We start from the raw sequence: 13,187 nt of genomic DNA, 5'->3' as shown, positions 1-13,187 counted from the left end.
TCAAGAGGAGAGGAGAGGACCGGCGATGGCATCGGACACCCGACAGCGGCTCGTCACGGTCGCCCGCGAACTGGTGCACCGGTCGTCGTATGCGGCGGTCAGCATCGAGGACGTCTGCAGTACGGCGGGCGTGCACCGGGGCAGTCTCTACCACTTCTTCCCGTCCAAGGAGGCGCTCGGCCTGGCGGTCGTGGACGCCAACTGGGTGCTGATGGACGCGATGCTGGCGGAGGCCTTCCGCGACGACGTCGCCCCGTTGGCGCGCATCGACCGGTTCGTGCACGCCTTCGGCAGCCTGCTCGCGACGACCCGCGAGCAGATGGGCGCCACGCCGGGTTGCCCGTTGGGCAACCTCGCCGCCGAACTCGCCGGCCACGGCGAGGCGGGGCAGCGACTGACCGGCATCCTCGACGCCTGGACCCGGTACTTCACCGCCGCCATCGACGAGGCACGCCGACACGGCGACCTGTCCCGGGCGACGGATCCGGGCGAGGCCGCCCTGCGGGTGCTGGCCTACCTGCAGGGGGTGGCCCTGCTGGCCAAGGCGTACGACCGGCCAGGACTGGTGGACCAGATGCGGTCGGGGGTGCGGATGCTGCTCGACCCGCCAGCCTGAGCCGCACCACCCGGCTCTCGCACCACCCGGCTCTCGCACCACCGGCTCTCGCACCACCCGGCTCTCGCACCACCCGACTCCCGAGCCGCCCGACCCTCGGACCGCGCCGAGACGGCCACCGGGGTGTCCGCTTCCCGGCCCGGCCGGCGCAGCACCATGCCCACAGATTTGACCGATCAGTCAACTACTCAAGGAGAACCACTGTGTCGACCACCGACCCACGGCACCGCACGGCGACGGCCCACGGCACCGCGTACCGCTTCGACCGGTTCCGGCTACCGCTCCTGCTCGACGATCTGACCTTCGGCCGTGCCGCGCCCGGGCCCGGTGACCGGCTGCCCGACTTCGACCTGGCCACGCTCGACGGCGGCCGGTTCCGCAGCGACACACTCGGCAACCGACCGGTCCTGTTGATCTTCGGATCCCGTACCTGCCCGGTCACCGAGAGCGCCGCGCCGACGCTGCGGCGGCTGCACGCCGAGTTCGGCGCCCAGGTGCGCTTCGTCCTGGTCAACACCAGGGAGGCCCATCCCGGGCAGCGGTGTCCCCAGCCGCAGACCTTCGAGGCCAAGTGGGCGCACGCCGAGGAACTGCGCCGCCACCATGAACTGCCGTTCGAGGTGGCGGTTGACGACATCGACGGCAGCCTGCACCGGGCGCTCACTCCCAAACCGAACTCGGCCTACCTGATCGGCTCCGACGCGGCGATCCGGTACCGGGCACACTGGGCCAACGACGAGCGGGGGCTGCGTACCGCCCTCACCGCCGTCGCCGTCGGCGACGCACCACCGACGCCGTACGGCAACCGGATGGTCGGCCCCCTGCTGCGCGCGGTCGGACACCTGCCCGGCATCGTCCGGTTCGCCGGTGGCCGGGTCGAGCGGGACGTGTGGCTCGCCGCCCCGCCGCTGGCCGTCCTGGGCCGGTTGTCCCGGCTGTTCGGCGCGCTACCGCCCGACGCCCGGGGGCCGGCAGCGGCGCTGCTGGTGGCCTCGGTGGGCCTGGCCGCCGCCGGCGCCGCCGCCGTACTGGGCTGAACCAGCGGCGAAAACCCGACCACCGGGTCGGGCACCGGACTAGGCTCGGCGCGCACGGACCAGACCGACCGGGACCGCGTCGGCGCGGGCCGCCGTCGCGACGGCGCGGATGCCGGCGGAGGCGGCATGAAACAGATCCAGGCGGTACGGGGCGGCCTGCACCTGATCCGGCCCGGTACCCGCGTCGACCGGTTGGAGATCTTCTTCGACCTGGTCTTCGTGTTCGCGTTCTACAACATCACCCGGGTGACCGCCGGTGAGCTCACCGGGCACGGTCTCGTCGCGGGGCTGCTCCTGCTGGCGTTGCTGTGGTGGGCCTGGTGCTCGCACATGGTGCTGGCGAACCGGATCCGGCTCGGCGAGGGCGTCGCGCCACCGGTGATGTTCGTGGCGATGGCGGCGGTCTTCACCGCCGCGCTGACCATCCCCCAGGCCTTCAGCGACCAGCCCGGCGGGCTGCCCGGACCGCTACTCATCGCCGGGTGCTACTTGGTGATCCGGGGACTGCACGTGGCGCTCTACCGGGTGGCGTCGGCCGCCGAACCGGCCGGTCACCCCCGGCTGAGCTCCCTGGCCGTACCGCCGGCGGTCGCCACGGTCCTGCTGGTCGGTGCGGGTCTCGTACCGTACCTGGGCCAGCCGGCAAGGGTCACGTTCGGCTGGCAGGTCGGCTGCTGGGTGGCCGCGCTGGGCGTCGAGTACGCCGCCGGCTACACCCTGGCGAGCTCCGGATGGGCGGTGCTGTCGGCGAACCACTGGGTGGAACGTTTCGAACTGATCCTGATGATCGCGCTCGGTGAACTGATCGTCTCGGTCGGCGTCGGCAGCGACCTGATCGACCGGCCGGTCACCTGGCCGGCGGTGGTCGGTGCCGGTATCGCGGTGGCGATCACCGCCGCCCTGTGGTGGGCGTACTTCGACCTGGTGGCACCGGCCGCGCTGCAGGCCTTCCACGCCGCCGGACGCGGGCTGCACCGTACCGCCCTGGCCCGCGACGCCTACGTCTACCTGCACCTGCCGATGATCGCCGGGCTGATCCTGACCGCGCTGGGGCTGGAGGAGGTGCTGCACCACCTCGGCACCACCGAGGTCGACCTCGGCGCGCCGCTGGCTGGCCCGGCGATGCCGCTGGCGTACGGCGGGGTCGTGGTGTTCCTCCTCGCGCACCTTGGCTTCCAGTTGCGGATCCTGGGCACGGTGGCCCTCACCCGCGTCGCCGCGATCGCCGCCCTGGGCGCCCTGGTCGCGGTCGCGGTCCGGGTTCCCGCCCTGCTGGGGCTGGGTCTGCTCGGTGCGGTCTGCGTCGCGCTGGTCGGCGTCGAGTTCGTGCTGCTGCGCGGCTCCCGGCGGCAGCTGCGGGAGGCGTCGCTGCGCGAACGGATGACCCACGAGGCACGGGAATCCGCCTGGCGTCGCCGGCGGTACCAGTGACGGCCGGGCCAGCTCGCTGGCGGCGGCTCAGGCCACCTCGCCGGCGGCCATCACCAGCAGCCACTCGAACCGGCGGTCCGGGTCGTCGAGGTCGTCGCCGAGCAGCTCCCGCAGCCGCTTGACCCGGTAGCTGACCGTCTGCGGATGCACGAACAGCTCCGCGGCCACGGCCCGGCGGGCGCCCCAGTGCCGCAGCCAGCTGTGCAGGGTCCGCAGCAGCTCGGCACGCTGGTCGACCGGCAGCGCCGCCAGCGGTGCCAGTCGGCGGGCGGTGAGCACCGTCAACGCGTCGGGCTGACCGCCGATCGCCAACGCGGTGAGGTGGTCCTCGACGAACACGACGTCCACCGGTTCGGCGCCGACGACCGTCGCGGCGAGTTCGGCCAGCCGTACCGCCTGCGGCAGCTGTTGCCACGGCAGCGCCGGGCCGACGGCCGCACCGCGCCCCCGCAGGGTGTCGGCCAGCTCCGAACGCCTGGTACGGGCACCGGCGCGTACCAGCACCACGGCGTCGCGGCCCCGCTCGACCACGATTCCGTCGGCACCGAAGCGGAACCGCGCGTCGCGGGCGTGTCGGGCCGGCAGGACGACCGGGACGACGATGTCCAGGTCCGGCCAGCCGGCGCGGTACGCGGCGGCCGTCACCACCGGCGGTGCCGTGCCACCGGCGAGCAGGACGTCGGCGAGTCGGCGACGCAGCCGGTCCCCTTCGCCGGACTGCTCGCGCACCTGCCGGGCGAACCCCTCGGTGCTGGCCGCCGCCAGTTCGTCGACGTACCCGGTGACCGCGTCGGCGGCGTCGACCAACGCCGCCACGTCGAGGGGGCGTACTTCGGCAAGGGCCTCACCGAGCTGGCGCAGCAGCAGCCGGGACGCCACCCGCAGGGCGGCGAGCAGGGACTCCGGGCCCCGCTGCTCGCGGGCCTCCGCCGCGCCGAGGGCGACGAAGACCTGCCGCACTCCGGGCGGCAACGCCGGGTCGGCGGTGCCGATCAGGTCGAGGAAGTGACTCAGCGCCACGTCGACGGCCGTCCGCACGTCGGCGCGGAACTTGGCGTCGGCGGCCCCGGCGAACCCCGGGGTCAGATCGGTGACCGCCGCGGCGACAGCGGCGGCCATCGCCGGTAGCCGCGCCCGCATCGCGCCGGTCAGCTCGGGCGGCAGCCGCCGCCAGGGCGTCGCCGTGACTGCCGCTGCCTGCACCCGATCATCCTGTCATCCGGTGACAACGCCCGGGGAGCGCTGCCGGTACCGACCGGCGCGAACCGGCCGGCGGATCCCGACTGATTGTCACATGGTGACAAAGCGCCGGGTCGATCGTGCTGCCCGCGCGACGGTGGTCCGCCGCCGATTCCGGGCGAGGATGAAGGACGACACCGCGAACCCGGAGGCCACCGTGACGCTGCACCGCACCTCCCGCCAACACGTCGTCGACATGTGCCGGACCATGCTCGAGCGCGGCTACCTCAAGGCCACCGAGGGCAACGTGTCGGTGCGGGTGCCCGGCCACCGTCTCTACGCGGTCACGCCGAGCAACTACGACTACGACCGGATGCGGGTGGAGGACATCTGCCTGGTCGACTTCGACGGTACGCACGTACCCGACGGCACCGGCAGCGATCTCGCCCCGTCGATCGAGGCCGGGATGCACGCCAACATCTACCGGCAGCGGCCCGACGTCAATGCGATCGTGCACACCCACCAGCCGTACGCCTCGGCCCTGGCGTTCCTGCGGCGGCCGATCCCGGCGCTCACCGACGAACAGGTGCGCTTCCTCGGCCGCGAGGTGGCGATCGTCGACTACGCCCCGTCCGGCACCGGCTTCCTCGCCCGCAACGTGCAGAAGAAGGTCGCCAGCGGCGACAACGCGTTCATCATCGCCAACCACGGCGTCGTCGCGCTGGGCACCGACCCGGACCGCGCGGTGTTCAACATGGCGTTGCTGGAGAAGGTCTCGATCGCCTACCTGCTGGCGTTGACCAGTGAGTCCGGCAAGGTCTACACCATCCCGACCGCGATCCGGGAGATCGCCTTCACCAAGCTGCGCGCCGACGAGAAGCGGATCGCCGCGCAGATCACCGAGTCGGTGCCGCCGGTGCGGGTGCCGGTCGAGGAAGAGCTGCCCAGCGCCGACGCGATCGCGGCCGAGATCGCCGCCGCCGGGCGGCCGACCGCCGACACCACCGCCGTCGAGACACTGGGCAGCGAGTCCGCGCGACTCGGCTACGCGATCACCGAGTACCTCGACGTCGACGACACGATGCGCCGGCTCAAGGCCCTGGTCGCCCAGCCGGTGCGCGGGTTGCGCCACGACGCGATGCTCGACGTGCTCGGCTACTTCAACGACCGCTGCCGGGCCAGCAAGGAGATCACCGACCGGGCCAAACGGCGCATTCCTGGCGGGGTGCAGCACAACCTGGCCTTCAACTACCCGTTCCCGTTGGCGATCGACGCGGCCGACGGCGCCTACCTGACCGACCGCGACGGCAACACCTACATCGACTTCCTGCAGGCCGGCGGCCCGACGATCCTGGGCAGCAACTACGGCCCGGTCAACGAGCAGGTCGCCGCGGTGGTCAAAGAGTCGGGGCCGGTCACCGGGCTGTTCCACGAGTACGAGCTGAAGCTCGCCGAGATCATCCACCGGTACATGCCGCACATCGAGATGTACCGGTCGCTCGGCTCGGGCACCGAGGCGGTGATGGCCGCGGTACGCGGTGCCCGCGCCTTCACCGGCAAGAACGTGGTGATCAAGGTCGGTGGGGCGTACCACGGCTGGTCCGACACGATGGTGTACGGGCTGCGGGTGCCGGGCACGTACCGGATGAACGCCAAGGGCATCCCGTTCGGCGCCACCGCCAACACCCGCGAGGCGTTCCCGCACGACCTCGGCCAGCTGCGCCGCAAACTGATCGAGAACCGGGTACGCGGCGGTACGGCGGCGGTGATCGTCGAACCGCTCGGCCCCGAGTCCGGTACCCGCCCCGTGCCCCACGACTTCAACGCCAAGGTCCGTGAGTTGTGCGACGAGTTCGGCGCGCTGCTCGTCTTCGACGAGGTCGTCACCGGATTCCGTACCGGGCTCGGCGGCGCGGCCGGCTACTTCGGCGTCACCCCTGACCTGACCGTGTTCGGCAAGGCGGTCTCCGGCGGTTACCCGATGGCCGGCGGCGTCGGTGGCCGGTCCGATGTGATGGCGGTCTTCGGCTCCGGACTCGACGGCCGCAGCGGCGCGCACATCCAGGTCGGCGGCACCCTGTCGGCGAATCCGCTGTCCTGCGCGGCCGGCTACTTCGCCATCGCCGAGATGGCCCGGACCAACGCCCCGGTGATCGCCGGGCGGGCCGGCGACCGGCTCACCCGGGGGCTGCAACGGCTGATCGACCGCTACGGGCTGCCGTACGTGGCGTACAACCAGGGGTCGATCGTGCATCTGGAGTGCAGTGGCGTCATGCTGCTCGACATGCGTAATCCGATCAAGCTGCTGAAGGAGAACAAGGCCCGCAAGCGGCTGATGGAGCAGATGGGAGCGGCGTACACGGCGCACGGGATCGTCACCCTGGCCGGCTCCCGGATGTACACCTCGATGGCCGACACCGACGAGGTGATCGACACCGCGCTGGAGCGGTTCGACCGGGTGTTCGCACAGGTAGAAGGGGTCTGAACGGGATGCCGGCCGTCCCGCCGCAGGTGCTGGCGATCGATCTGGGCACCTCGGGGATGAAGGCCGCGCTGGTCGCCGCCGACGGTACGGTGACCGGCTGGGCCGAGTACGCGGTGCCGCTGCGGGTGCTGCCCGGCGGTGGTGCCGAACAGGATCCGCAGGCGTGGTGGGCCGCGCTGATCGAGGTCGTCGCCGAGCTGGGTCGCGCCCACCCGGAGCATCTGCGCGCGGTCACCACGGTCTGTTCCTCCAGCCAGGGTGAGGGCACCATCGCCGTGGACGCCGCCGGGCAGCCGTTGACGCAGTGCATCACCTGGCTGGACATGCGCGGCGCGGCGCATCTGCGCCGCCAGTTCGGCGGCTTCCCGGCGTACCAGGGGATGTCGCTGCGGCGGATCGTCCGCTGGCTGCGGCTGACCGGCGGCATGCCCTCGCCCACCGGCAAGGACCCGGCCGCGCACATGCTGCTGGTCCGCGACACCATGCCGCAGGTGTACGCGCGGACCGCGACGTTTCTCAACGCGCTGGACTGGATCAACCTCAAGCTGACCGGTCGCACGGTGGCCACCGTCGACTCGATCCTGACCTCCTGGGTGACCGACAACCGCCGGCCGGACCGGATCCGCTACTCCCCCGCCCTGGTCGCCGACTGCGGCATCGACGCCGACAAGCTGCCGCCGATCGTGGCCTGCACCGACGTCATCGGCACGCTGTCGCCGGCCGCCGCCACGCAGCTGGGCCTGCCGGCTTCGGTCCAGGTGGTGGCCGGTGCGATCGACAACACCGCGGCCGCGGTCGGTGCCGGCACCATCGCCGACAACGACCCGCACCTGTACCTGGGCACGTCGTCGTGGATCGCCGCCCACGTGCGGGCGAAGAAGACCGACCCGGTCGCGCAGATCGCCTCGGTGCCCTGCGCGATCGGCGACCGTTACCTGATGACCGCGTTGCAGGCCACCGCCGGGGCGAACCTGACCTGGCTGAAGGACAAGATCGTCGAGTACGACGACCCGCTGATCGGTGCCGGGCATCTCAGCCGTGACGAACGGTCCATCTTCGACGCGTTCGACGTGATCATCCCGACGGTGCCGGCCGGTGCCAACGGAGTGCTCTACATGCCGTGGCTGTACGGCGAACGCGCCCCGGTCGACGACCCGGACCTGCGCGCCGGGTTCCTCAACATCTCCCTGGACACCAACCGGTCCGACCTGCTGCGGGCCGTCTTCGAAGGGGTGGCGTTCAACACCCGGTGGCTGTCCGGGCCGGTCGGCCGATTCCTCGGCGCCCCGATGACCACCCTCACCGTCACCGGCGGCGGTGCCCGGTCGACGGCGTGGTGCCAGATCCTCGCCGACGTGCTCGACGTGCAGGTGCGCCGGGATCCCGACCCGGTGAAGGTGAACGTACGGGGCGCGGGCTGGATCGGTGCGGTCGGCACCGGGGCGGTGGCGTTCGACGACATCCCGGCGCTGCTGCGTACCGACCGGGTCTTCACGCCCACCCCCGCGCACCGCGCCCGCTACGACGACATCTTCGCCGTCTACCGTGACCTGCACGGTCGCCTCGCTCCGCTGTACCGGCGCCTGCACCGGGTACGCGACACAGGGGACGCCGCGACCGCCGACCCGAAGCGATAGGCGACGATGGAGGCATGTCGCAATCCACAGTCGCCGCCCGTCACGCCGTCGTCATCGGTGGTAGCCTCGCCGGTCTGTGCGCAGCCCGCGCGCTGGTCGACCACGTCGACCGGGTGACGGTCGTCGACCGGGACCGGTTCCCCGACGGGCCGACGGTACGCGCCGGCGTCCCGCAGGCGCACCATCTGCACGTGCTGGTCACCGCCGGGCAGCAGGCGCTCGACCAGCTCTTTCCCGGACTGCTCGACGAGTTGCGACGGGCCGGCGCGGTCGAGGTGGCCAACCCGACCGACATCCTGTACCTGAGTGCGACGGGTTGGCGGGACCGCTTCCCACCCACCCACCGGTTGGTCGGCATCAGCCGGGAACGGCTGGACTGGACGGTACGTGGGCGACTGGTCGCCGACACCCGGGTGCGCTTCCTGCCAGGTCACGAGGTGGTGGGTCTACTCGGTGCCGCTGACCGCGACGCGGTCACCGGCGTCGAACTGCGCCGGCGTGGCACCGGTGGCACGCCTCGACAGGGCGGCACCGGCGACGAGGTGCAGCGACTCGACGCCGATCTGGTGATCGATGCCAGTGGCCGCAGCTCGCACACCCCCCGGTGGCTCGACCGGCTGGGGTACGGCCGTCCCCAGGAGATCACGGTCGAATCAGGACTCGGGTACGCCAGCCGCCGGTACGTCCTGGCGCCACGGGTCGCCGCCGGGTGGAAGAACATCGTGCTGATGCCGCAGCCGCCGACCACCGGCCGGGGCGGAGTGATCTATCCGATCGAGAACGACCGGTGGATGGTGACCCTGGGCGGTCTCGGCGGCGACTGCCCACCCACCGACGAGGCCGGCTTTCTGGAGTTCGCCCGAGGGCTGCGCAGCCCGGTGCTGTACGAGGCGATCAAGGACGCCACCCCCGACTCCCCCATCCACGGGTTCCGTGACACCGGCAACCGCCGTCGCCGGTACGAGGCGATGCCCCGCTGGCCGGACGGGTTCGCGGTGGTCGGTGACGCCGCCTGCACCTTCAACCCGGTCTACGGGCAGGGGATGAGCGTCGCCGCCCAGGCCGGCGTGACCCTGGCCGCACAGTTGCAGACCACTGGTGGTCGGCTCGACCGGGCGGCGCAGGTAAAGGTGGCGGCCGGCAGCGAGGCCGCCTGGCTGATCGCCACCGGCGCCGACCTGCGGTACCCGACGACCGTCGGCGACCAGCCAGCGCGTGGGGGTCGGTTGTCGCGGTGGTATCTCGACCGCGCGGCCGACGTGGCCAACCGGGATCCGTACGTGCTGAAGGCGCTCACCGACGTGTTCCACCTGGTGGCGCCGCTGTCGGCGGTGGCCCGACCCGGCGTCGCGCTGCGGGTGCTGCGGGGCCGACCAGGCCCACGGCTGGACACCCCGCCCTCGGCGACGGTGGCCGGGTAAGGCGGTGGAGTCCACCCGACGACGCCGTTGGCTGCTCGTCGCCACCGCGATCGCCTGGCTGGTCAGCCGCGCCGGTCTGCTCGCCGTAACCGCCGGGCTGCTTCCCGGACTGGACGCCGGTGACGTGTTCGCCGACGTCGAACTCTACCGTCGGTGGAGCGACGATCTGCGCACCGGGCAGGTGCCCGTCGACGATCCGATGTGGCAGTATCCGCCCGGCGCGGCGGCGCTGTTCGTCGCGATCCGCCAGTTCGCCGGCGACTCGGTCCAGGCGTACACCACGGTTTTCGTTCTGTTCGCGCTCTGCGCGGACCTGGCGGTGACACTCGCCCTGATCCACCTGGCCCGCCGGGGCAACCGGCTCGACGGGGCGGTCTACTGGGTGCTCGCCGTACCGTTGCTGACCCTGCTGCCCTACGCCCGGTACGACATCTTCGTCACCGCCCCGGCGGTGGTCGCGCTGGCTTTCCTACTGCGTCGGCCGGTGCTCGCCGGCGCGGTGCTCGCCGTCGGCGCGCTGGTCAAGGTCTGGCCGGCGATGCTGCTGATCGCCGCCCGGCCACTGCGTGGTCTGCGTCCGGTGGCGGTCGGCTTCGGGGTGGCGCTGGTCGGTTCCGGCGCCGCACTGACGTTGGCCTACGCCGGTGCCTGGTCCGGGTTCACCGGCAACCAGGCCGATCGCGGGCTGCAGGTGGAGTCGGTGGCCGCGACCGCTTTCGCGGTGACCCGGCTGATCCGGCCGGAGCTCACGGTGTCCTACGTGTACGGATCGATGGAGTTCGTCCACCCGGTGGCTTCGGTCGTCGCCACCGTGCTGACCGGGTCGACCCTGGTGGCACTCGGGGTGCTGGGCTGGTGGTGGTTGACCGGCCGCCGACGTACGGACTGGACGGTCACCACCGGGTTCGACCTGGCGCTGCTGGTCGTGCTGGTGACCGTCGTCACCAGTCGGGTCCTCTCCCCGCAGTATCTGCTCTGGCTGCTCGGGCTGGCGGCGGTCTGCCTGACCCGGCGGGACACCACCCTGCGGGTCCCGGCTGTCCTGATCGTCGTGGCGACCGCGCTGACCAGCGCGTACTTCCCGTGGTTCTACGCCGACGTGATCGGTGATCCGGCCTGGCCGGGGGTCGCGCTGCTGGCCGCCCGCAACCTCGTCCTGCTCGCCGCGACCGGCATCGCCGTTCACCGCTTGCTCCGCCGGCCGGGACCACGGCCCGCACATCCCGTACCCACCGACGTCCTGACGGTCGGTGCTGACCGCCGCGCTTGATCTTGCTGTCGCCGCTCCGTAGATTAGGTAAGCCTAACCTGACAGGGAGTGGAGATGAACGTCGACGACAACGGGCCGAACGGTTCGCCGGAGGTTCGCGTAGTGCTGACCGAGCAGGTGGACATCGCGGAACTGGCCGCGGTCTACCGGCAGGTGCACGCCCGGGACCTGCACCTGATCGACCACACCGAGCCGTCGGTGGAGCAGCGACTGGAATGGACGGCGCAGGCCCCCGGGTTCGCGGCCACCGTCGCCTACGCCGCCGGTCGGGCCGTCGGCACCGTGATGGGTTGCCCGCTGCCGCCGGAGACGCTGTGGTGGCGGGAGTTGCACTCGGACACCGACCCCGAGCTGGTACGCGAGTGGCCGGGGCGCACCTTCGCCGTCTGCGAGGCGTTCGTGCTGCCACGGTTCCAGCGTCAGCAGGCCGGGGTGCCGCTCTTCTCCCAGCTGCTGGCGAGCCGGACCGAGGAGCGGGCATCGCTGGCGGTGGCCGACTCCAACAGCCGGGTGCTGCGCTCCATGCGGGTGCTCGGCTGGCAGCACGTCGGCAACCTCGTGCCGTTCCCCGGCTGGCGAGAGCACGCCATGTTCGTCCGGCCGCTGCCCTGGTGACCGCGCTCACCCGGCGGCCGGCACCGGCGGATGACGCCGTTGGTGACGCAGCCCCATGACGACGCCAGCGAGCATGAACACTATCGCGACCGCCGCGACGGGCGGGTAGCCGGCCCGGGCGGCGACGGCCAGGCCCAGCGCCGCCGCGAGGTAGGAGCAGATCAGGCCGAACGACGACAGTACGGTGAAGTCGGTGCCGCCGGACGCCGGCCGTGAGTAGTCCATGTTGACGGTGTACAGCGCCACGTTGGCCACGGTGTACGCCGCCATGAAACAGCACAGTGCCACGGTGGTGAACCCGGTCGGGGCCCGCCCGGTCAGCATCGGCAGCAGCAGCGTGGTCGCGGCGGCGAGCGAGGCACCGCCGACCAGCAGCACCCCGGTCCGGCCGATCCGGTTGACCAGGCCGCCGGCCACCAGACCGGCGATCACCGCCGGCACGCTGGTGACGACGCCGGTGACGAAGCCGATCCGCTGCAGCGGCCAGCCGGCGTCGACCAGCGCCGGCGACACCATCCCGTAGGCGGCGCCGGCCCCGCTGTAGAGCAGCGGCACCACACCGAGCACCCAGCTGCGGCAGCCGGGCTGGCGCAGCACGGACAGCAGCGCGCCGTACGCCTGACGGGTGCCGGCCGGCCGGGCGACCCGGTCGGGCTCACGGAACCGCCACACCACCAGCAGCCCGACGGCGGTGAGCCCGGCGAGCAGCCCGACGGCGGCGGCCCAGCCGAACCGGTCGTAGACCACGACGCAGGCACCACCGCCCAGGATGTTGCCGACGTAGCTGGCGGCCACCTGAATCCCGTTACCGGCACCCCGGTCCCGGCGGCGCAGCAGCCGGACGGCGAGGGCGTCCGCCGCGATGTCCTGGGTCGCCGACAGGAACACGAACATCGCGCAGATCAGTACGATCGGGCCGATCCGCCCGGTGGCCGGGTCTACCGCGAGCAGTGCCAGCAGGGTGAGCACCATGCCGGACTGCAGGACCAGCAGCCACGACCGGTAGTGGCCGCCGCGTCGGGGCCCGTACCGGTCGACGACCGGTGCCCAGAGGAACTTGACCGGCCAGATCAGACCGATCAGGTTGAGCAGCGCGAGCGTCTCCAGCGAGGTGCCGCCGGCTCGCAGGATGCCGGTCAGCCCGATCGTGATGAACCCGAAGCCGAGAAACTGGGTGACGTACAGCGCGGTCAGCGTCCGCAACCGCCCGTCAGCTGCCGGCGGGGTCGGGTGCCCGGTGGTCGCGCCCGGCTGGACCAGCGTGCTCACGTGGCCTCCTGGTGTCGAATCCGTTCGATGGGACGCAGGTCACAACCGGCTCGACGAGCCCTGCCGTTGACCCGTTTTCGCAGGTGGTGGTCCTCGGCGAGGCCGTCGCCGAGACGGTAGGGCCGGAGTCGAGATCCACTGAATGTCGCGCCGACAGCACGTGCCCGGTTCCGTTTCACCGACCCTCCCAGTAGCCTCGCCTAAGTTAGGTTAGGTTACCCTTATGG

General features: G+C 71.9%; 10 protein-coding genes. 8 read left to right on the top strand and 2 right to left on the bottom strand.

What is annotated here, in order from left to right:
* Window positions 1-25: 25 nt before the first annotated feature.
* The 3 genes from O7623_RS02260 to O7623_RS02250 all read left to right on the top strand — a co-directional run bounded on the left by O7623_RS02260 (window position 26) and on the right by O7623_RS02250 (window position 3,084).
* Window positions 26-616 carry a TetR/AcrR family transcriptional regulator gene (locus O7623_RS02260; protein ID WP_282226903.1) on the top strand — a complete coding sequence of 197 codons (591 nt, stop codon included), beginning with the start codon at window positions 26-28 and terminating at the stop codon, window positions 614-616.
* Between the two features lie 203 nt (window positions 617-819).
* The gene (locus O7623_RS02255; RefSeq protein WP_282226902.1) at window positions 820-1,653 is read left to right on the top strand and encodes a redoxin domain-containing protein; all 834 of its coding nucleotides are present in this window, start codon (window positions 820-822) and stop codon (window positions 1,651-1,653) included.
* 126 nt (window positions 1,654-1,779) lie between these two features.
* Complete coding sequence (locus O7623_RS02250) at window positions 1,780-3,084, top strand: low temperature requirement protein A (RefSeq protein ID WP_282226901.1); 1,305 nt, start codon at window positions 1,780-1,782, stop codon at window positions 3,082-3,084.
* A gap of 27 nt (window positions 3,085-3,111) precedes the next feature.
* On the opposite strand, the gene O7623_RS02245 is transcribed toward O7623_RS02250, so the two are convergent.
* Window positions 3,112-4,287, bottom strand: coding sequence for a helix-turn-helix domain-containing protein (locus O7623_RS02245; protein ID WP_282226900.1), 1,176 nt, complete (start codon window positions 4,285-4,287; stop codon window positions 3,112-3,114).
* Between the two features lie 160 nt (window positions 4,288-4,447).
* Between O7623_RS02245 and O7623_RS02240 the strand changes: the two genes are divergently transcribed.
* Genes O7623_RS02240 through O7623_RS02220 form a run of 5 tightly spaced genes read left to right on the top strand, consistent with a single transcriptional unit; the run spans window position 4,448 to window position 11,691 of the window.
* Window positions 4,448-6,748 carry an aminotransferase class III-fold pyridoxal phosphate-dependent enzyme gene (locus O7623_RS02240; protein WP_282226899.1) on the top strand — a complete coding sequence of 767 codons (2,301 nt, stop codon included), beginning with the start codon at window positions 4,448-4,450 and terminating at the stop codon, window positions 6,746-6,748.
* 5 nt (window positions 6,749-6,753) lie between these two features.
* Window positions 6,754-8,385, top strand: a complete 1,632-nt coding sequence (locus O7623_RS02235) for an FGGY-family carbohydrate kinase (protein WP_282226898.1) — start codon at window positions 6,754-6,756, stop codon at window positions 8,383-8,385.
* A 14-nt stretch (window positions 8,386-8,399) separates the two neighbouring features.
* On the top strand, window positions 8,400-9,806 hold the full coding sequence (locus O7623_RS02230) for an FAD-dependent monooxygenase (protein WP_282226897.1): 1,407 nt from the start codon (window positions 8,400-8,402) through the stop codon (window positions 9,804-9,806).
* 4 nt (window positions 9,807-9,810) lie between these two features.
* Entirely contained in the window at window positions 9,811-11,076 is a 1,266-nt protein-coding gene (locus tag O7623_RS02225; RefSeq protein ID WP_282226896.1) for a glycosyltransferase family 87 protein, read from the top strand.
* Between the two features lie 54 nt (window positions 11,077-11,130).
* Entirely contained in the window at window positions 11,131-11,691 is a 561-nt protein-coding gene (locus O7623_RS02220; protein WP_282226895.1) for a GNAT family N-acetyltransferase, read from the top strand.
* A 6-nt stretch (window positions 11,692-11,697) separates the two neighbouring features.
* Here the strand turns inward: O7623_RS02220 and O7623_RS02215 are convergent, their stop codons facing one another.
* The gene (locus tag O7623_RS02215) at window positions 11,698-12,960 is read right to left on the bottom strand and encodes an MFS transporter (RefSeq protein WP_282226894.1); all 1,263 of its coding nucleotides are present in this window, start codon (window positions 12,958-12,960) and stop codon (window positions 11,698-11,700) included.
* Window positions 12,961-13,187: the final 227 nt, after the last annotated feature.

Source organism: Solwaraspora sp. WMMD791 (genome assembly GCF_029581195.1).
Taxonomy (GTDB): domain Bacteria; phylum Actinomycetota; class Actinomycetes; order Mycobacteriales; family Micromonosporaceae; genus Micromonospora_E.
The sequence above is the reverse complement of the archived record's forward strand: the minus strand, read 5'-3'. Positions and strand labels throughout refer to the sequence as shown.